This is a genomic window from Allotabrizicola aquatica (SeqCode), assembly GCF_965194375.1.
Classification (GTDB): domain Bacteria; phylum Pseudomonadota; class Alphaproteobacteria; order Rhodobacterales; family Rhodobacteraceae; genus Tabrizicola_A; species Tabrizicola_A aquatica.
The window spans coordinates 107,959-126,248 of the sequence record NZ_CBDAEL010000007.1; the positions used below are offsets into that span (position 1 = coordinate 107,959).

The following is an 18,290-nucleotide window of genomic DNA, read 5'->3' on the forward strand; positions in this document are numbered from 1 at the left end:
GGGAAAGATGCGAGCTCACAAGAGGGAGGAGGTCACCCGCACAATTTCAAGATAGGCATCGAATTGGGCAACATTAAGTCCCAAACCGCCAGTTTTTTCACGATCACGCCACCAGCTTGTAGCCACCGCTTTCGGTGACCAAGAGGCGCGCGTTCGAGGGATCGGCCTCGATCTTCTGGCGCAGACGATAGATGTGGGTTTCCAGCGTATGGGTGGTAACCCCCGCATTATACCCCCAGACCTCATGCAGCAGCACATCACGCGCCACAACGCTGGACTGCGCGCGGTACAGGTATTTCAGGATGTTGGTTTCCTTGTCGGTCAACCGCACCTTCTTGTCCTTAACATCGATCAGCATCTTCTGCGCGGGCTTGAACGTATAGGGCCCAAGCTGGAACACCGCGTCTTCCGATTGTTCATGCGTGCGCAGCTGCGCCCGGATGCGCGCCAACAGGACCGGAAACTTGAACGGCTTGGTGACATAGTCATTGGCACCTGAATCAAGACCCAGAATGGTGTCGCTGTCGGTGTCATGGCCGGTCAGCATCATGATCGGGCATTTCACGGCTGCCTTACGCATGCGCTTGCACAGCTCGCGCCCATCGGTGTCGGGCAGGCCAACATCCAAGATCACAAGGTCATATTGGCCCTGTTTGACCTTCTCCATGCCCTCGGCCCCGTTTCGGGCCTCGAACACATCGAAATCTTCGGTCATCACCAGCTGTTCCGACAAGGCCTCGCGCAGGTCATCGTCGTCGTCCACCAGCAGGATCTTGCGCAACGTCGCCATCTTCGCCTCCATCACATCAGGCTGTCTGCCCGTCTTTGGCAACACATGCCCATGCCGCACACATTCGGCAAGAATTGCAACATTTGCCTCACGCGGTCGTGTCGTGGGGCCGCAGTATGTTTCAATTCCGAAATCTGCGGCCTATGTAGAGGGCATGAGTTTGCGCCCAACCCAGACCGAAACCCTTGCCCGCGCCCGCAGTGATTTGCGGCTGGGGTTGCCGGTTGTGTTGGTGGGCGGGGGTCAGGCCGCGCTGGCCGTCGCGGTCGAGGCGCTGACGGCAGATCGGCTGGCCGATCTGCGCAGCTTGGGCCCCATGGACCTTGCACTGACAGCGCGGCGGGCTGAAACACTGAAGGCGCGGGCCTATGACGGCGATCTGGCCCGCATCGCGGTGCCCGAGGATGCAGGCACGCGTTGGCTTTTGGCGGTGGCCGATCCGGCTGATGATCTGCGCGTGCCGATGAAAGGCCCGCTTCACAGTCGGCGTGAGGGCGATGCCGCCCTGCACCGGCTCGCACTGTCCTTGGCCAAATCGGCGCAGCTTTTGCCCGCCGCCGTGCTGGTGCCCGTGGCCGATGGCATGGCCTTTGCCGCTGCCCATGCGCTGACCCTTCTGGCAGAGGTGGACGCCGCTGACCTAGACCGCCTTGCTCCCGTGGCACCCGTAATCTCGGCCCGCTTGCCGATGGTGGCCAGCGCCGCAGGCCGCGTTCATATCTTTCGCCCCGATGATGGTGGGGCCGAACATTACGCAATTGAAATCGGCCGCCCTGACCGTGATGCACCCGTCTTGGCGCGGCTGCATTCCGCCTGTTTCACCGGCGATGTGCTCGGCAGCCTAAAATGCGACTGCGGGCCCCAGTTGCGGGCGGCCTTGGCACAGATGGGGACCGAGGGAGCGGGTGTCCTGCTGTATCTGAACCAAGAAGGTCGTGGCATCGGCCTTGCCAACAAGATGCGGGCTTATTCCTTGCAGGATCAGGGCTTTGACACGGTCGAGGCCAATCATCGGCTGGGCTTTGAGGATGACGAGCGTGATTTTCGCATCGGGGCGGACATCCTGAAACGGATGGGATTCTCAAAGGTCCGGCTTCTGACCAACAATCCGAAGAAACTGGCCATGCTGTCAGCCTGCGGGCTGGACGTGGTGGAGCGCGTGCCCTTGAAGGTGGGCGAAACCCGCGAGAACGCCGCCTATCTGGCCACCAAGGCCGCGAAATCGGGGCACTTGCTGTGAAGCCGCAAGATCTGGTCGTGACCCCCATGGGCGTGCGGTTTCTGAACCGGACCTTCCCGTGCACCATCGGGCGCGGTGGCATCGTTTCGGCCCGGCACAAGCGGGAAGGCGACGGCGCAACTCCGGCCGGGGTGCACCGCATCGTCGGGATGCTTTACCGCCCCGATCGCATGGCAAAGCCAACCGACTGGGCGCTGCCCATCGGGCCGATGGACCTGTGGTCCGATGATCCAACGGATGACGATTACAACCTGATGGTCCGCGCCCCGCATGGCTTCAGCCACGAAAAACTGCGCCGCGCGGATCCCTTGTATGATCTGGTAATCCTGAGCGACTGGAACTGGCCCCATGCCGAGCCGGGACGCGGATCGGCGATCTTCCTGCACCGCTGGCGCAGGCCCGGTTATCCGACCGCGGGCTGCGTGGCCCTTGATCCGCAGGATCTTTTGTGGATCGCCAAGCGGATTACCTATCAAACACGGCTTGTGGTGCGCTGAACCTCCTCGAGCATTTCATGCACGCGTCGGGACGATCTGCGAGGAGTGCTCAAAGTGCTCGACGAGCGATCCGGTTCAAACCCGTTCGATCAGCACCGCAGCACCCTGCCCCACCCCGACGCACATCGTCGCCAGCCCATAGCGACCCCCGGTCCGTGCCAGTTCCAGTGCCACCGTGCCGGTGATGCGCGCGCCGGTCATGCCCAAGGGATGGCCCAGCGCAATCGCACCGCCATTGGGGTTCACGCGCGGATCATCATCGGCAATCTGCAGCCCCCGCAGGACGGCCAAGCCCTGTGCGGCAAAGGCCTCGTTCAACTCAATCACCGAAAGGTCGGCCACCGTCAGCCCATGCTGCGCCAACAGCTTTTGCACCGCGGGCACCGGACCATAGCCCATAATGCGCGGCGCGACCCCGGCAGTCGCTGCACCCAAAATCCGCGCAATGGGCTTCAACCCATAGGCTTTTGCCGCCTCGGCGCTGGCGATGATCATCGCCGCCGCCCCATCGTTCACGCCGCTGGCATTGCCCGCCGTCACAGTGCCATCCGCCCGGGTGATCGGGCGCAGCTTGGCAAGATCTTCGGCCTTCGTATCCCCTCGGGGATGCTCGTCCTCGCGAACCTCCACCGTCTTGCCGCGCCCCAGATCCACCGTCACCGGCACGATCTCGGCCCCAAGCCGCCCGTTCTCCTGCGCCGCCCCCGCGCGCCGCTGTGAGCGCAGCGCAAAGGCGTCCTGATCGGCGCGGCTGATCCCATAGTCATCTGCCAAATTCTCGGCGGTCTCAGGCATCGAGTCGATGCCATAAGCCGCCTTCATTTTGGGGTTCACAAAGCGCCAGCCAATGGTGCTGTCGGCAATTTCCGCTGTCCGGGCAAAGGCGGTGGTCGCCTTTGGCATCACCATCGGCGCGCGGGTCATGGATTCCACGCCGCCTGCAATCGCCAAACCAATCTCACCCGCCTTGATCGCCCGCGCGGCCGCCGACACCGCCTCCATCCCCGAGCCACAAAGCCGGTTGACCGTGGCCCCCGGAACAGTTTCCGGCAGACCGGCCAAAAGCAAGGCCATGCGTGCAACGTTGCGATTGTCCTCACCCGCTTGATTGGCGCAGCCCATCCAGACCTCTTCCACGGCGGCAGGGCTCAGCCCCGGATTGCGCGCCAAAAGGGCAGCCAAAGGGATCGCGGCCAAGTCATCGGTGCGCACTTGGGCCAAAGCGCCGGCATAGCGGCCAATCGGGGTGCGGATGTAATCGCAGATGAACGCGTCGGGCATTCTGGCCTCCTGATGTTCCCGCTAAAGTCCTTCGAACTTGAAGCAATTGCAAGGCCGGGTTTGACGCCGACCAAATGAAAAGGGCCGGGAAACCCCCGGCCCATTCAAACGGCTTTTCAGCGCTTAGTCGGCCTTACGACGGCTGAGCGATTGCGCGGTATAGACCAAAATGGCCAGCCCCACAGCGCCCAGCACGGCCACACCCAGCAGCACAATCACATCAATTGGCCCGCCAATATCTTTGAACCCTGACGAGGTGATGCCTTGCACGAACAAGACCGCAGCAATCGCCCCAATTGGCATCGACAGCTGCGCCCAGAGGAACTTGCGCATCGACAAAGACCGGTCGCGGACCAGAACGAAGACATAAAGCGCGGTGATGACCAAAGCTGCCAAAACCAGTGCCCAGAACAGACCCCGGCCGAACATCTCTTCGAAAACCGCGATCAGGGTGGAAAGTGTCAGTTCTTTCATAGCGTGCCCCCTTATGCCTTGCCGCGCAGCATGGCGTTATAGGTGGCCTTCAACGCCACCTCTTTCATCAGCCAGCTGATCCACAGCTCTTCCAAGGGCGCAATCACGCCGGGGAAGCTGGGAACCAGATTGTTGTTATAGTCAAACTCGACCAGCATCGCGCGGCCCACGCGCGTGATCAGAGGGCACGAGGTGTAACCGTCATAGGTGGCGGTGCTCTCTTTCCCCTCGATGGCCGCGATCAGGTGATCTTCGACCACCGGAACCTGCCATTTGACCGAGGCCGCGGTCTTGCCCTTGGGCACACCGGCCACATCGCCCAGCGCGAAAATCTCGGGATAGCGCAGGTGGCGCAGGGTTTTCTGGTCGCATTCCACCCAGCCCTGATCGGCCCATTTGTCGGCCCATGACAAGCCCGACTGGCGGATCACCTCGGGCGCGCGCTGCGGCGGGATGACATGCAGGTAGTCATAGGGCATGTCGACCGTGGTCTTGACCTCGGCCTTGGTGGTGGCGTCGATCTCGGTCTTTTCAAAGGTCGCAACCTTCTTGCCCGGCTCCATCGACAGCATCTTGTGGCTCATGTGGGTCTTGATGCCGCGCTGACCAAACAGCATCCGCACCTTTTCGGCCACGATCGGCACGCCAAACAGCGCGCCCTGCGGCGCGGTGTAGTGGATCTCATATTTGCCCGCGGCACTGCCCCGGCTGGCGATATCCTCGACAAGGAACGCGTGCTTGAGCGGTGCGCCCGCGCATTTCATTTCCGTCGCCGGGCGGGTCATCAGCGCGATGCCCCCTTCCTCGGTAAACTTCTGCGCCGCTTCCCAAGTTTTCGCGGCATATTCTGGCCCGGAATACAGCGCGCCAATTCCGTTGGCGCCCACCATGTCGAGCGAGAAACCAGGAATGGCGTCATAGTCCAGCACAAGGCCGGGCGCAACGATTAGGAAATCATAGGCGAGCTTGGTGCCGCCCTCGGTCGCCACCGTCTTGGCCAAAGGATCAATGGCCGCCGCCTTTTCGGCCAAGAGCGTGACACCCTTTGGCAGCCAGTCAGTCGTCTGACTGACGGTGTAATTCGCAGGCTTCAACCCGGCCGCCACAAGGCTGAGCCCCGGCTGATAAAGATGCTCTTTGCGAGCGTCGATGATGGTGATCTCGGCCCCATCCAGCCGCTCAACCAACCGATTCACCAGCGCCGTTCCGGCAGCACCGGCCCCAATCACTACGATCTTTGCCTTCGTCGCCACCTTGGCAGCCTTGGCAGGCGATCCAAAGGCAGCAAGCCCTGCACCGGCAACCGCCAGCCCAAGAAATCCACGCCGCGTTGGGATGAATCCACGTTCCATCATCTCAGTCTCCTCCGTCACATCGGACGTCCCTCACAGATGTCAGTGTGGCCGTCATTGATCTGGATCAATAAATATTCTAAAATCTGCATCTATTGTGCCCTTTCGCGTGGCGATGGGCCCAAAGCTCGGCACAACCTGCTGACGTGACACGAAAAGGACGCCAAGGTGAGACGACCCGTTTCCACCACTCTGACCCGAATTTTCCCTATTCTGTCGTGGTCAAAGACCTATTCCCGCCAAGATGCCGCGCAAGATGGGCTTGCGGCAGTGATCGTCACGATCATGCTGATTCCCCAATCTCTGGCCTATGCCGTGCTGGCCGGGATGCCCCCCGAGGCGGGGCTTTATGCCTCGATCCTGCCAATCATCGCCTACGCGATCTTTGGCTCTAGCCGGGTGCTCGCAGTGGGTCCGGTGGCGGTGGTGTCATTGATGACTGCGGCCGCGCTGGGATCGGTGGCCGAAAGCGGGACGGCGGATTATGGCACGGCAGCGCTGACCTTGGCCGCATTGTCGGGCGCAATGCTGTTCGGGATGGGCCTGTTGCGGATGGGCTTCATCGCCAATTTCCTGTCGCATCCAGTGATCGCCGGCTTCATCACCGCATCAGCGGTGCTGATCGCCATGGGGCAGATCGGACCACTGATCGGCGTCAAGATGACCGGGGCTTCGCTGCCGGAGCTAGTCGAAAGCTTTTGGGCGGGCAAGGCGGCGTTCAACTGGCAGACGCTGGTCATTGGCGCATTGGGTTTGGCCTTTCTCTCTTGGGTCCGGCGGCGTATGAAGCCCGCCTTGCGGTCGCTGGGGGTGGGACCGGTACTGGCTGATGTGCTGACCAAAGCAGGGCCGGTTGTGGCAGTTGCCGCCTCAACCCTCGCGGTTTGGGGATTTGGGTTGGATGTGGCGGTGGTGGGCACAGTGCCTGCAGCCCTGCCACCCTTCACCAGCCCCAGCTTCGATCTGGCGCTGATCCGCGAACTTGCGATGCCGGCCTTTCTGATATCGATCGTTGGCTTCGTAGAATCCGTTTCGGTCGCGCAGACTTTGGCGGCGCGCAAACGCCAGCGCATCCGGCCGGATCAGGAGTTGATCGGGCTTGGCGCGGCGAATCTGGCTGCCGGATTTAGCGGCGGCTTTCCGGTGACGGGCGGCTTTGCTCGGTCCGTCGTCAACGCCGATGCAGGTGCCGCCACCCCAGCGGCGGGGATCTACACCGCTCTTGGTCTGGCCGTCGCGGCGCTGGCGCTGACGCCACTTCTCTATTTCCTGCCCAAGGCGACGCTGGCGGCCACCATCATCGTGGCGGTGCTGGGGCTGGTCGATCTGTCGATCCTCAAGAAAACCTGGGGTTATTCGCGCGCCGATTTTGCGGCGGTGGCGGGGACCATTCTGGTCACCCTTGCCCTGGGGGTCGAGGCCGGAATTTCGACGGGCGTAATCCTGTCGATCGCGCTGCACCTGTGGCGCACCTCGCGCCCACATGTGGCCGAGGTGGGGTTAGTCGCCGGTACCCAGCATTTCCGCAATATCCTGCGCTATGAGGTCATCACCGACCCATCGGTTCTCAGCCTGCGGATCGACGAAAGCCTTTACTTCGCCAACACCCGCTATCTGGAAGATCTGATCCTTGAGCGCACCGCCGAGGATCAAAACCTGCGCCATGTGATCTTGATGTGTTCGGCGGTGAATGAGATCGACATGACCGCGCTGGAAACGCTGGAGGCCTTGATGATGCACCTAAAAGACAGGGGCATCGCGCTGCATCTGTCCGAGGTGAAGGGTCCTGTGATGGACCGCCTCCAACGCTCCAGCTTTCTCGACCACCTGACAGGCCGCGTGTTTCTAAGCCAGCACGAAGCCTTTGCCAGTCTGACCGGCCACGCCTAGGGCTGGACGCCGCGGCGCAGGCCGGGCAATCTGGGCCCAAAGAGGGGGCGCAGATGGACCTGAATTCCGATCTGGGTGAGGGCTTTGGCCCTTGGTCCATGGGCGATGATGCGGCGATGCTGGGGGTTGTCACCTCGGCCAATATCGCCTGCGGCGGGCATGCAAGCGACCCTGACACCATGTTTGCCACGTTGCGCATGGCGGCAGAGCGCGGCGTCGTGATCGGCGCGCATCCCGGCTATGCCGACCATTTGGGCTTTGGCCGCCGGGTCATTCCAATGGAGCCGGTCGAGATCGCGCGCATGGTTGCGGCACAGGTCGGGGCGCTGCAAGGGGTGGCGGCTTTGGCAGGGGCAAAGGTAGCCTACGTCAAGGCGCATGGCGCTTTGGCCAATCTGGCCGCTGACCGGCGCGAAGTGGCCGATGCGATTGCCTCTGCAGTCAAGGCGCTTCCGGGGGGGCTGGCGATCTTGGCAATTTCCGGCACCGAGTTGGAAGCAGCAGGGCGCGCGGCAGGCCTGCCGACCTATTCCGAGATTTTCGCCGACCGGGCCTATCTGCCAAACGGTCGCTTGGTGCCGCGCTCGCGGCCCGATGCCATGGTGAATGGGGCCAAGGCAGCGGCAGAGCGGTTGATCGGGTTTCTCGACACCGGGTTGATGCCGGTGGTGGGGGGCGATCCTATTCCCTTGGCCGCGCAATCGATCTGCGTACATGGCGACAGCCCCGATTCCGTGGCCATGGCGCGCGAAATCCGCGCGCGGTTGCAGGCGGCCGGGGTGGTTCTGGCCCCCTTTCTGCGGTGAGCGGATTTCCGATCTTTCGCGCGGTCGCCGAACACGGGCTATTGGTCGAGTTTGGCACGCGGATTGATGACGCCACCCATGCTGCCGTTCTGGCCTTGGACCGCGCCTTGGCGGCTAATCCGTTTGCAGGCTTTGCCGAGGCGGTCCCGGCCTATGTCAACCTGTTGGTGCGGTTTGACCCGATGGTGACGGATCACAGGGCGGTGGAGGCCGCGCTGCGGGCCTTGATCAAGGCCACCCCAACCGAAGGCGTGCAGGGCACGCGGCGGGTGGTGGATGTGGTTTACGATGGCCCCGATTTGGACGAGGTGGCGCGGCGCTGTGGCCTGTCGCCCGAAGCGGTGATTGCAGCGCATCTGGGCGGCGACTATCAAGTGGCGCTTTATGGTTTTGCGCCGGGCTATGCCTATTTGTCGGGCGTGCCCAAAGCCATTGCCCTGCCGCGCAAAGAGGCTGCGGTGCGCGGGGTGGCGGCGGGGTCGGTCATTATTGCCGCCGGTCAGTGCATTGTGACCACGCTGACGATGCCCACCGGATGGTGGATCATCGGCCATTCGCCAACGGTGATCCTTGACCCCCAAGGCGCGCGGCCCTTCCTGTTTGACGTGGGCGACCGGGTTGCGTTCCGGCGGGTGGCACCATGACGGCGCTGCTGACCGTGGCCTTTGCCGGACCGCATGTGACGGTGCAAGACGGTGGACGGCCCGGACTGGCGCGGTTTGGCGTGCCGCGCTCGGGTGCGATGGACCGACTGGCGCTGGCGGCGGCCAATCTGGCGGTTGGCAATGCGCCAGAGGCGGCGGCGATCGAGGTATCCTTGGGCGGGCTGCAATTGGACTGTGTCGACGGCCCAGTCAGCTTTGCAGTCGCCGGGGGCGGGTTCATTGTCGAACATGGCGGGCACAAAGGCGGGTCGTGGCAAGTGACCACCCTGCAGCCCGGCGAGCGGCTGGTGATCCGGCGCGGGCCTTGGGGAGCGTGGTGTTACCTCGCCTTCGCCGGAGGGCTGGTGACAAAACCGTGGCTGGGGTCTGCGGCCACGCATTCGCAATCGGGCTTTGGCGGTGGCCGAGTGGTTACCGGGGACGAGCTTTCGGTTGAGGCGCCACGTTTTGTGGCAACGCAGGCGCTACCCTGCCCGGCCTTTGCCCGACCTTTGACCCAGATTGCAGCGATGCTTGGCCCGCAAGACCGGTTCTTTGCACCTGATCAGATTGCGGCCTTTGAAGGCGCGATCTGGCGGTTGAGCGGGGCCTATGACCGGATGGGCGTGCGGCTGACCGGGCCTTTGCTGCCGCCGGATGCGCCTTTGGACATGCCGTCAGAGCCAGTGGCGCGGGGGTCCGTGCAAGTGGCGGGCGATGGGGTGGCGACTGTGCTTTTGGCCGATCATCAAACCACGGGGGGATATCCGAAACTCGCCACCGTCTTGGACGCCGATCTTGACCGCTTTGCCCAGTTGCGCCCCGGCGATGCGTTTCGGTTTCGGCTGCTGGCAGCCGATGAAGCGCTGAGCCATGCCCGAATGATCGGCGGGATGCGCACGCGCTGGCTGGAGGCGCTGGGGCAGCGTAGCTAGCGATGGGCGCTGGGTGATCCGGGCCAGCCTGACAGCGCGTCTGGCCAACCGCGCCGGAGAGGTACTGCGCATCAGTCGGCACCAAGACAAGATCGCCCCGCTCAAGGTCTGTGGCCACCACCCCGCGTGAAATGAACCACAGCGCATGAGGCTCCAAGATCAGGCCGGGCGCCAAAGGCAGCGCGACGGTTTCAAAGGCCGGGCACAGGCCTGCAAGGCCAAGGCTGACAAGGCAATCATCCACTGCATTTCGAATGATCGCCCCTTCGGGCGGCAGGATCAGCGGGCTTTGGGCAAGCGCGCCATCGCACGAGAAAAGCGGGGAGGCCGGCGCGGGCAGAACCCCCACCGTTAGCCGCCGCGATATCCAGAAAGGCGCGGATGAGGCGGAGTTTTAGTCCGATATGTTTGCTTGAAATGCTCTGCAAATGACCTCGTTTGGCAATCGCGACCCTGAGCTTACCGATCTGGCCAAGGATGCCGCGGCGCTGATCAAGGTGGTAGGCGGCCCCGTCACCCTTTTAAGCCTGTTGTTCGGCGGTCTGATCGATCAGGTTCAGCGCCGAGAAACGCTGTTGGCGCGCAAAGTTTCCCGCGGCTATTAACGTTTCAACATTCGCCTGCAGGGCGAGGGCGAAACCGTGTTCATGGATATCTGAGAATGACCGACGTGAAAGGCAAACCCTGCATCATCTGCGTGGCGATCACCGGCTCCGTGCCAACCAAAGAGGACAATCCAGCTGTGCCGATCTCGGTGGCTGAACAGCTGGAGTCGACCCATGAGGCCTTTGAGGCAGGCGCCACCGTCGCCCATTGCCATGTGCGCGATGATGAGGGCAAGCCGACCTCAGACCCCGAACGCTTTGCGCGGTTGAAAGAGGGGATTGAGGCCCATTGCCCCGGCATGATCGTGCAACTGTCGACAGGTGGACGGTCGGGTACGGGCCAGGCGCGGGGCGGGATGCTACCGCTGCGGCCAGATATGGCCAGCCTGTCAGTGGGATCGAACAACTTCCCAACGCGGATCTATGAGAACCCGCCCGATCTGGTCGATTGGTTGGCCGCTGAGATGCTGAAATATGGCGTCAAGCCCGAGGTGGAGGCGTTTGATCTGTCCCATATCCTGAAAGCGCATGAGATGCAGGCAAAGGGCCAGCTTGCTGGCACGCCCTATGTGCAGTTCGTGATGGGCGTGAAGAACGCCATGCCGGCGGATCGGGATGTGTTCGACTACTATATCCGCACTGTTGAACGGTTGTTCGGAAAAGATGCGCCGTGGTGTGCGGCGGGCATTGGAGCGAACCAGATCGTGCTGAATGACTGGTCGGTATCCTCGGGCGGGCATGCGCGGACGGGTTTGGAGGACAATGTGCGGATCAACCGTGACACGCTTGCCCCTTCGAACGCGGCGCTCGTCCGGCGCGTGGTGGACCTTTGCGCCAAATACGAACGACCGGTTGCGAATTGGCGTCAGGCGCGGCAGATACTGGGGCTCGCCGCCCCGCAGTAAGGACCGCCCATGCCCGCATCCCCCGCCGACAGCCCGCTGTATGCCCGCCTTTTCGGCGATGACGAGGCCGCGCGGCTGTTTTCCGACAGCGCCGAGGTTAGGGCGATGCTTTTGGTCGAAGGGGCGCTGGCCAAGGTGCAGGGCGAGTTGGGTGTGATCCCTGCAGAAAGCGCGGCCTTCCTGCACCGCGCGTCCTTTGAGGTGCAGATCGACCCTTCGGCGCTGGCAAGTGAAACGGCCGTGAATGGCGTGCCGGTTCCGGCGCTGGTGGCGGCCTTTCGCACCGCCTGCAATGCGCCAGATCATGCAGCCTTTGCCCACTGGGGTGCCACGAGCCAAGACATCATGGATAGCGCATTGGCCCTGCGGCTGAAGCGTCTGATTGAGCTTTGGGAGGGCCGGTTGGACGGTCTTTTGGCCGCGCTCGGGGCCCTGGCAGCGGCACATGCCGATCTGCCCATGGCGGCGCGGACCTATGGACAGGTGGCCACGCCCACCAGCTTTGGCGCGGTGGTGGCGGGCTGGGGCTGGCCCTTGCACGCGCAGCGCGCGGCGCTCGCGGCCTTGCGCCCCGCGTTGCTGCGCGTGTCGCTGTCGGGGGCGGCGGGCACGCTTTCGGCCATGGGCGAGGCCGGGCCAGCGGTACGCGCCGGGCTGGCAAAGGCACTGGGGCTGGATGATCCCGGCCACAGTTGGCACAGCGACCGCACCGGCATCACAGCCCTTGCGGGGTGGATGGCCTCGACCACGGCGGTTTTGGGCAAGCTGGGCGAGGATCTGATCCTTTTGACGCAGTCCGGCATCGGAGAGGTCCAGATTGCAGGGGCGGGCGCCTCATCGACCATGCCGCAAAAGCAAAACCCGGTCGGGCCCTCGGTTTTGGTCGCGCTGGCGCGGCAGGTGGTTGCCTTGGCCAGCGTTCTGCAAGACGCGGGCCTGCACCGCCAACAGCGCGATGGGGCGGCGTGGTTTGCTGAATGGCTGAGCCTGCCCCAAGCCTGCATCCTGACCAGCCGGGCCTTGGGGCTGGCGCAGGATCTGGCGGGCCGGATCACTCCGGATCAGGCGGCCATGAGCCGCAACCTGACGGCGGGCGGCGGGCTGATCCATGCCGAAGCGCTGAGCTTTGCTTTGGCCACCCGCATGCCGCGCCCAGAGGCGCAGGCGGCAGCCAAACGGATGTGCCGCGAAGTGGAGGCTACCGGCACGGCCTTGGCCGATCTGGCGGCACGGGATTTTCCCGGCACCGATTGGCAAGCGGTTCTGACTCAAGGCGGCTTGGGTCAGGCCCCCGCCGAGGCGCGGGCCTTTGCCGCCGTCGCGGCAATCACACGAGGTTGAGCCGGATCAGCCCAGCACCTCATCCTGATGCTCACCCAGCTTGGGCGCCGGGCGATCCAGCGCCAGATCAGCGTCTGAAAAGGTCATCGGGCTGCGAATACCTGGCAGACCGCCGGGCGCAATCTTCATGCCGCGCGCCTGCACCTGTGGGTCATCAAACACCTCGGCCAGATCATTGATCGGCCCAGCAGGCACGCCTTGATCTTCACAAGCCTGCAACAGATCGGCCTTTGACCAGCCCAGCGTCGCCTGCGTGATACGGGCGGTCATCTCTTCACGGTTGGCGATCCGGTCGGCGTTGGTCAGGAACTGGGGCGCACGGGCCATGCCATCCAGCCCTAGAATGGCGCAAAGGCGTTGATATTGCGCGTCATTTCCAGTGGCGAGAATGATCCAGCCATCGGCGCAATCAAACACCGCATAGGGCGCAAGATTGGGGTGGGCATTGCCCATCAGGCCGGGCACCTTGCCCGAGACAAGGTAATTCATCGACTGATTGGCCATGATCGAGGTCGCCACATCCAAAAGCGCCATGTCGATATGCTGACCGCGCCCGGTGACCCCGCGCTGCACGAGGGCGGCCAGAATGGCGGTGGCGGAATAGACCCCAGTGAAGATATCGGTCACCGCGACGCCCACCTTTTGCGGCTGACCCTCGGGGTCGCCCGTGACGCTCATCAGCCCGGCCATGCCTTGGATGATGAAGTCATAGCCCGCGCGGTGGGCATAGGGGCCGGTTTGGCCAAACCCGGTGATCGAGCAATAGACCAGACGCGGGTTCACTTTCGACAGGCTGGCATAATCCAGCCCGTATTTCTCAAGCCCTCCAACCTTGAAATTTTCAATCACCACATCGGCGTCAGCCACCAGACGGCGCACCGTCTCTTGCCCCTCGGGCGTGCGGAAATCGCAGGTGATGCCGCGTTTGCCCCGGTTGGTGGCGTGAAAGTAGGCGGCGGTTTTCTCGCCTTCGCGGTCGATGAAGGGAGGCCCCCAGCGGCGGGTGTCATCGCCCTCGGGGGCCTCGACCTTGATCACATCTGCGCCAAGATCGGCAAGGGTCTGGCCCGCCCAAGGGCCGGCCAGAATCCGCGCGAGTTCGACAACCTTGATGCCGGAAAGTGGAGCGGTCATGTTACTTGGCCAACTCCGCCTCGATCAGCGACTTCAGCGCGGCGTAATCCATGTTGGCGTGTTTGGTGCCGTTGATGAACAACGTCGGTGTGCCTTCGACGCCATCGGCCTTCATGTTCTCTTCAAACCGCGCCACAAGCGCCTCGGCCATAGCGCCATCTTTCATACAGGCATCCAGCGTTGCATCATCCATGCCGGCGGTACGGCCGATCTTCTTGATGTTTTCGACCACGACATTGGGATCTTCCGATCCAGCCCACTCTTGTTGGGTTTCGAACAGAATGTCGGTGATCCCAAAGTAGCGCATGTCACCGCCACAGCGCGCCATAATGGCCGCCCAAAGGCCGTAACGGTCAAAATATACCTCACGCAGGGTGAACTCGACCTTGCCGGTGTCGATAAATTCAGCCTTCAGCGGTTTGAAGGTGGTGGCGTGGAAGGCGGCGCAATGCGAGCAGGTGAAGGAGGCGTATTCGGTGATCTTCACCGGCGCGTCGGGGTTGCCAAGGGTGAAATCCTTGACCTCGACCGGGGTCTCGGGTGCAGTTTCTTGCGCAGTGGCGGCGGCGCCAAACCCGAGGGCGAGCGTCAAGGCCAAAAAGCCGGATGCAAGAAGTTTGGTCATGGTCATGCGCCTTCCTTTGAATTGGGGCGAGTTAAGATGTTTTGTGCCATGGCTTCAAGAGCAGCCCGCAAGTCAGGATCCTTGACCGGCGCGGCGGTCTCGGCGGCCTTGGCCAGAACTGCAGGATCGGGGGGCGGTGGAGCCTTTGGGGCTGGGGAAAACTCGGCCTGCCCTTCGGCAAAGCCCGAGGCAGCGGTCTGGGTCAGAAGAATCCGCGAAATTGCGGCATAGCCATAGGCGGCATTGACCCTTTCGCGCAGGCGTTCCTTCTGCATTTCGACCATTGGAGCCACGGCACCCGTGGTCAAAAGCGTCAGTGAGGCCCCCATCCCTTCGCGCCCATAGCCCACCTTCACCGGCCGGGTGATACGCGCCATATCCTCGCCCGCGATTTCGGCCCAATGGGTCAAAAGCCGTGCCACAGCAAAGCCCCGGGATTCGCCCACAGAGCGGATCTGGTGTTTGACCAGCCCACCGGTGGGTTCAAATCCGCGCTCGCGGCGGGGCGGGGGAGGGGCGGGTGTGCGGGCCATCTGGTCCTGTCCGGGATTGACGCTATTGTAAGCGGGAGCGGCGGAAAGGAAAGCGGATTGCACGCGGCAAACCGCCCGGGGGTTTCACACCCCCGGACCCCCGTGGAGTACTTGTGCCAAGATGAAAGCGAATTTGAATCAAATGCTTGGCGACTGTATGGGGCGCGTTGGGGCGGAAAGTCGGGGGATAAATCTTGCGTGAGGAGCTCTGTGAGGCGGCGGGGGTGCAGCTGTTGCGGTGGTATGACGCGCAGGCCCGGGTGATGCCGTGGCGGGTGGGGCCCGAGGATCGACGGCTAGGGGTTTTGCCTGATCCCTATCATGTCTGGCTGTCTGAGGTGATGTTGCAGCAGACCACGGTGGCGGCGGTGCGCGATTATTTCCGCCGTTTCGTCGGGCGTTGGCCGACGGTGGCGGATCTGGCTGCGGCAGAAGATGCTGTGGTGATGGGGGAATGGGCGGGGCTTGGGTATTACGCGCGGGCGCGCAATCTGTTGGCCTGTGCGCGGGCCGTGGTGCGCGATCATGGCGGGCGGTTTCCTGATACGGTGGAGGCGTTGCGCAGCTTGCCCGGGGTGGGTCCCTACACGGCGGCGGCGGTCGCAGCGATTGCCTTTGACCGGTCGGCCGTGGTGGTAGACGGCAATGTCGAGCGGGTCTGTGCGCGGCTTTTCGCGGTGGAGGCCGAGATGCCCGGCGCAAAGCCCGACTTGGTCCGGCTGGCGGGGTTGCTGACGCCGAATGCGCGGCCCGGCGATCATGCGCAAGCGATGATGGATCTGGGGGCGACGATTTGCAGTCCGCGCAAGCCAGCCTGTGGGATTTGCCCAGTGTTGGGCTTTTGCGCCGGACGCGCGGCGGGAATTGCCGCTGATCTGCCGCGCAAGGGGGCCAAGCCTGCCAAGCCAGTGCGGACGGGTGTGGTTTGGGTCGCAGTGCGGCATGACGGGGCAGTGCTTTTGGAGGACCGGCCACCTCGTGGGCTTTTGGGTGGGATGCCCGGCTTTCCCGGCGATGGCTGGGACGGTGCGGGGGGAGAGGCTCCGATCTCTGCCGACTGGCACGAGGTTGGCAGCTTGCGCCATACCTTCACGCATTTCCATCTGGACCTGAGCGTGCGCGCCGCCCTGACCGAGGTCGAGCCGCAGCGCGGGGCCTTTGTGCCGCGCGCGGGATTTCAGCCTGCTGCCCTGCCAACGCTGATGCGTAAGGTCTGGGACACTGCGACGGCGCGGGCTGTTGAGTGGGGCGGCCATTGGCCCTAGGATCCGCCCGACTGTGCCGGAGGGTGTGATGAGTAAGTTTGTCGGGTTGCGCCAGGCTGTGCCGTTCTGGCTTTCTCTGGGCTTGGTGCCTTTGGCGGTGCTGTCGGTCACGCAGGGCGGCTGGGTTGTGCTGGCGATGCCCCTTTATGCGTGGATGATGGTTACGGTGCTGGACAGCTTTCTGGGCCGCAATGAAGAAAACCTTGACCCGCAGACTGACGAGGCTGATCTCTGGTGGTATCGGCTCATCACCCTAGTTTGGTTTCCACTGCAAGCGGGTCTGATCTATGGGGCCATCTGGTGGGTGACGCGCAGCGATTTGGGCTGGTTGGAAGTCATCGGTCTGATGTTTGGCATTGGGGTGGCCTCGGGCACCATCGGCATGGTCTATGCGCATGAACTTTTGCATCAGAAGAACCGGGCAGAGCGCTGGCTGGGTGATCTGTTGCTGGCAACGGTGCTCTACAGCCATTTCCGCACCGAACATCTTTTGGTCCACCACACCCATGTCGGAACCCCGCGTGATGCGGTGACCGCGCGCTACAATGAAGGCTTCCACCGGTATTTCCTGCGGGTGTTGTTGGATTGTCCCCGCTCGGCCTGGGAGGCCGAGGCGGAGAGGCTATCCAAGGTGGGCCGCCCAGTCTGGCATCTGTCAAACCCGTTCTGGCGCTATGGTGCCTTGCAGGGGTTGGCGCTTATCATGGCCTATCTGGCGGGCGGCGGCTATGGTGTGGGGCTGTTCGTGTTACAGGCGTTTTTTGCGGTCTGGCAGTTGGAGTTGACGAACTACGTCGAGCATTACGGTCTGGTGCGGCAAAAGCAGCCCAATGGCAAATACGAACCCGTGCGACCGCATCACAGTTGGAACGCGCCGCATCGGGCGTCGAATTGGCTGCTGATCAATCTGCAGCGCCACTCGGATCACCATTATAAGCCGGACCGCCGTTTTCCCTTGTTGCAAACCTACCCGGAAACCGAGGCACCGATGCTGCCCATGGGCTATCCGGCCATGACGGCACTGGCGATGATCCCGCCCCTTTGGCGGCGGCGAATGAACCCACGGGTTCGGGCGTGGCGTCGGCAGTTTTATTCCGGTGTGACCGCGTGGGCCAAGGCGGGCAGATAGGCCGCCTTCGTCGTCAGGTGGCTGACAAGTGCGGCCAAGGGGCGATGACGGGCACGGGCGTTCAGGTGCACAAGTGCATAGGGCCATGGCAGGGTGAAGCCTGCGGGCGTTTGATGCAGATCGGGGGCTGCGGCCGCTACGATCTGCGGCACAAGTGCGGCCCCTTGCCCCTGACGCACCGCCAAAAGTGCCAGATGGGGGTCGTTTACAGCCAGACCCGTGGCAGCAGATGGGGGGACGAGGCCGTTCTGCGCATGCCACAGCGCCCAGCCCGGCAAGGAAGCATAGGCCGCGCCCCAATGAACCGTGATGCGCGGGGCGTCGGCGAGAGGGCCGGGCCGGGCCTGCACAATCACCATCTGGTCCGCAAAAAGCGGCACCACCTTGTGGTCTGGATACAGCGCGCCGCCATAGCTGAGCCGCAGATCCGCCGCGCCTTCGGTCAGCGCGACCGGGTCAGGTTCGACCCGAAGCTCAACCGCTGCAGGGTAATCGGCCAGCGCGCCCAGCGCCCAAGGTGCCAACCACGGCAGGACCGAGAGGATCAGCCGTTTGTCGCGCGGGCCGACCTCGCCCAAGGGGGCGATACTGGCAATCTCGCGAAAGGCGGTCTCAAGCGCGGGGTAGATCTCGCGCCCGGCATCGGTCAGCAAAAGCCGGTTGCCTTGGCGCAGGAAAAGCTGACGGCGCATGTCGGATTCGAGCCCGCGCACCAACTGGCTGATCGCGGCAGCGGACACGCCAAGCTCCACCGCCGCCAGCACGAAACTGCCACGGCGCGCAGCGGATTCAAAGGCACGCAGGGCGTTCAAGGAGGGTTGGTCCGGCTTCATGCAGAAGTTTT

Annotated in this window: 19 protein-coding genes; 11 read left to right on the plus strand and 8 right to left on the minus strand. The window is 63.3% G+C overall.

Annotated elements, in window-relative coordinates:
* Window positions 1–103 precede the first annotated feature (103 nt).
* Window positions 104–790 (minus strand): response regulator transcription factor, encoded by a 687-nt coding sequence (locus AC72UB_RS10505; protein ID WP_463288819.1) that lies wholly within the window; start codon window positions 788–790, stop codon window positions 104–106.
* Window positions 791–944: 154 nt separating this feature from the next.
* Here AC72UB_RS10505 and ribA point away from each other — a divergent pair, with 154 nt between their 5' ends.
* Both ribA and AC72UB_RS10515 read left to right on the plus strand, forming a co-directional pair.
* Window positions 945–2,030, plus strand: coding sequence for a GTP cyclohydrolase II (gene ribA, locus AC72UB_RS10510; protein WP_505189731.1), 1,086 nt, complete (start codon window positions 945–947; stop codon window positions 2,028–2,030).
* Complete coding sequence (locus AC72UB_RS10515) at window positions 2,027–2,527, plus strand: L,D-transpeptidase family protein (protein ID WP_505189732.1); 501 nt, start codon at window positions 2,027–2,029, stop codon at window positions 2,525–2,527. Before ribA ends, AC72UB_RS10515 begins: the two co-directional genes overlap by 4 nt.
* Window positions 2,528–2,602: 75 nt before the next feature.
* On the opposite strand, the gene pcaF is transcribed toward AC72UB_RS10515, so the two are convergent.
* The 3 genes from pcaF to AC72UB_RS10530 all read right to left on the minus strand — a co-directional run bounded on the left by pcaF (window position 2,603) and on the right by AC72UB_RS10530 (window position 5,637).
* The gene (gene pcaF, locus AC72UB_RS10520; RefSeq protein ID WP_505189733.1) at window positions 2,603–3,808 is read right to left on the minus strand and encodes a 3-oxoadipyl-CoA thiolase; all 1,206 of its coding nucleotides are present in this window, start codon (window positions 3,806–3,808) and stop codon (window positions 2,603–2,605) included.
* Window positions 3,809–3,931: 123 nt separating this feature from the next.
* On the minus strand, window positions 3,932–4,282 hold the full coding sequence (locus AC72UB_RS10525) for a DUF5368 domain-containing protein (protein ID WP_505189734.1): 351 nt from the start codon (window positions 4,280–4,282) through the stop codon (window positions 3,932–3,934).
* Window positions 4,283–4,293: 11 nt separating this feature from the next.
* Window positions 4,294–5,637 (minus strand): NAD(P)/FAD-dependent oxidoreductase, encoded by a 1,344-nt coding sequence (locus AC72UB_RS10530; RefSeq protein ID WP_505189735.1) that lies wholly within the window; start codon window positions 5,635–5,637, stop codon window positions 4,294–4,296.
* Window positions 5,638–5,802: 165 nt separating this feature from the next.
* Between AC72UB_RS10530 and AC72UB_RS10535 the strand changes: the two genes are divergently transcribed.
* The 7 genes from AC72UB_RS10535 (at window position 5,803) to AC72UB_RS10565 (ending at window position 12,760) form a co-directional block, all read left to right on the plus strand.
* Entirely contained in the window at window positions 5,803–7,524 is a 1,722-nt protein-coding gene (locus AC72UB_RS10535; RefSeq protein WP_505189736.1) for a SulP family inorganic anion transporter, read from the plus strand.
* Between the two features lie 53 nt (window positions 7,525–7,577).
* Window positions 7,578–8,330, plus strand: coding sequence for a LamB/YcsF family protein (locus tag AC72UB_RS10540; protein WP_505189737.1), 753 nt, complete (start codon window positions 7,578–7,580; stop codon window positions 8,328–8,330).
* Complete coding sequence (locus AC72UB_RS10545; RefSeq protein ID WP_505189738.1) at window positions 8,327–8,974, plus strand: 5-oxoprolinase subunit B family protein; 648 nt, start codon at window positions 8,327–8,329, stop codon at window positions 8,972–8,974. Before AC72UB_RS10540 ends, AC72UB_RS10545 begins: the two co-directional genes overlap by 4 nt.
* On the plus strand, window positions 8,971–9,909 hold the full coding sequence (locus AC72UB_RS10550; protein WP_505189739.1) for a 5-oxoprolinase subunit C family protein: 939 nt from the start codon (window positions 8,971–8,973) through the stop codon (window positions 9,907–9,909). The genes AC72UB_RS10545 and AC72UB_RS10550 overlap by 4 nt, the downstream gene beginning before the upstream one ends.
* Window positions 9,910–10,337: 428 nt before the next feature.
* Window positions 10,338–10,514 (plus strand): hypothetical protein, encoded by a 177-nt coding sequence (locus AC72UB_RS10555; protein ID WP_505189740.1) that lies wholly within the window; start codon window positions 10,338–10,340, stop codon window positions 10,512–10,514.
* Window positions 10,515–10,570: 56 nt separating this feature from the next.
* Window positions 10,571–11,419, plus strand: a complete 849-nt coding sequence (locus tag AC72UB_RS10560) for a 3-oxoadipate:acetyl-CoA acetyltransferase (protein ID WP_505189741.1) — start codon at window positions 10,571–10,573, stop codon at window positions 11,417–11,419.
* A 9-nt stretch (window positions 11,420–11,428) separates the two neighbouring features.
* Window positions 11,429–12,760: a lyase family protein gene (locus AC72UB_RS10565; RefSeq protein WP_505189742.1), complete on the plus strand. Its 1,332-nt coding sequence runs from the start codon at window positions 11,429–11,431 to the stop codon at window positions 12,758–12,760.
* 6 nt (window positions 12,761–12,766) lie between these two features.
* Here the strand turns inward: AC72UB_RS10565 and AC72UB_RS10570 are convergent, their stop codons facing one another.
* From AC72UB_RS10570 to AC72UB_RS10580, 3 genes are read right to left on the minus strand one after another with little or no spacing between them, the layout of a single operon-like run.
* The gene (locus AC72UB_RS10570) at window positions 12,767–13,894 is read right to left on the minus strand and encodes a CaiB/BaiF CoA transferase family protein (RefSeq protein ID WP_505189743.1); all 1,128 of its coding nucleotides are present in this window, start codon (window positions 13,892–13,894) and stop codon (window positions 12,767–12,769) included.
* 1 nt (window position 13,895) lies between these two features.
* The gene (locus AC72UB_RS10575; RefSeq protein WP_505189744.1) at window positions 13,896–14,519 is read right to left on the minus strand and encodes a DsbA family protein; all 624 of its coding nucleotides are present in this window, start codon (window positions 14,517–14,519) and stop codon (window positions 13,896–13,898) included.
* A 2-nt stretch (window positions 14,520–14,521) separates the two neighbouring features.
* A complete protein-coding gene (locus tag AC72UB_RS10580; RefSeq protein WP_505189745.1) occupies window positions 14,522–15,052 on the minus strand; it encodes a DUF721 domain-containing protein in 531 nt (176 codons plus the stop codon).
* Window positions 15,053–15,315: 263 nt separating this feature from the next.
* On the opposite strand from AC72UB_RS10580, the gene AC72UB_RS10585 reads away from it, so the two are divergent.
* Window positions 15,316–16,317, plus strand: a complete 1,002-nt coding sequence (locus AC72UB_RS10585) for an A/G-specific adenine glycosylase (RefSeq protein WP_505189769.1) — start codon at window positions 15,316–15,318, stop codon at window positions 16,315–16,317.
* A gap of 28 nt (window positions 16,318–16,345) precedes the next feature.
* Complete coding sequence (locus AC72UB_RS10590; protein ID WP_505189746.1) at window positions 16,346–17,446, plus strand: alkane 1-monooxygenase; 1,101 nt, start codon at window positions 16,346–16,348, stop codon at window positions 17,444–17,446.
* Here AC72UB_RS10590 and AC72UB_RS10595 read toward each other — a convergent pair.
* Window positions 17,407–18,279, minus strand: a complete 873-nt coding sequence (locus tag AC72UB_RS10595; protein ID WP_505189747.1) for a LysR family transcriptional regulator — start codon at window positions 18,277–18,279, stop codon at window positions 17,407–17,409. The two genes, AC72UB_RS10590 and AC72UB_RS10595, sit on opposite strands and share 40 nt — an antisense overlap.
* Window positions 18,280–18,290: the final 11 nt, after the last annotated feature.

Coding starts and splice junctions, on each gene's coding strand:
- AC72UB_RS10505 (WP_463288819.1), bottom strand. CDS start 790: ATGGCGACGTTGCGCAAGATCCTGCTGGTGGACGACGACGATGACCTG.
- ribA (WP_505189731.1), top strand. CDS start 945: ATGAGTTTGCGCCCAACCCAGACCGAAACCCTTGCCCGCGCCCGCAGT.
- pcaF (WP_505189733.1), bottom strand. CDS start 3,808: ATGCCCGACGCGTTCATCTGCGATTACATCCGCACCCCGATTGGCCGC.
- AC72UB_RS10525 (WP_505189734.1), bottom strand. CDS start 4,282: ATGAAAGAACTGACACTTTCCACCCTGATCGCGGTTTTCGAAGAGATG.
- AC72UB_RS10530 (WP_505189735.1), bottom strand. CDS start 5,637: ATGATGGAACGTGGATTCATCCCAACGCGGCGTGGATTTCTTGGGCTG.
- AC72UB_RS10540 (WP_505189737.1), top strand. CDS start 7,578: ATGGACCTGAATTCCGATCTGGGTGAGGGCTTTGGCCCTTGGTCCATG.
- AC72UB_RS10550 (WP_505189739.1), top strand. CDS start 8,971: ATGACGGCGCTGCTGACCGTGGCCTTTGCCGGACCGCATGTGACGGTG.
- AC72UB_RS10555 (WP_505189740.1), top strand. CDS start 10,338: ATGACCTCGTTTGGCAATCGCGACCCTGAGCTTACCGATCTGGCCAAG.
- AC72UB_RS10560 (WP_505189741.1), top strand. CDS start 10,571: ATGACCGACGTGAAAGGCAAACCCTGCATCATCTGCGTGGCGATCACC.
- AC72UB_RS10565 (WP_505189742.1), top strand. CDS start 11,429: ATGCCCGCATCCCCCGCCGACAGCCCGCTGTATGCCCGCCTTTTCGGC.
- AC72UB_RS10570 (WP_505189743.1), bottom strand. CDS start 13,894: ATGACCGCTCCACTTTCCGGCATCAAGGTTGTCGAACTCGCGCGGATT.
- AC72UB_RS10575 (WP_505189744.1), bottom strand. CDS start 14,519: ATGACCAAACTTCTTGCATCCGGCTTTTTGGCCTTGACGCTCGCCCTC.
- AC72UB_RS10580 (WP_505189745.1), bottom strand. CDS start 15,052: ATGGCCCGCACACCCGCCCCTCCCCCGCCCCGCCGCGAGCGCGGATTT.
- AC72UB_RS10585 (WP_505189769.1), top strand. CDS start 15,316: ATGCCGTGGCGGGTGGGGCCCGAGGATCGACGGCTAGGGGTTTTGCCT.
- AC72UB_RS10590 (WP_505189746.1), top strand. CDS start 16,346: ATGAGTAAGTTTGTCGGGTTGCGCCAGGCTGTGCCGTTCTGGCTTTCT.
- AC72UB_RS10595 (WP_505189747.1), bottom strand. CDS start 18,279: ATGAAGCCGGACCAACCCTCCTTGAACGCCCTGCGTGCCTTTGAATCC.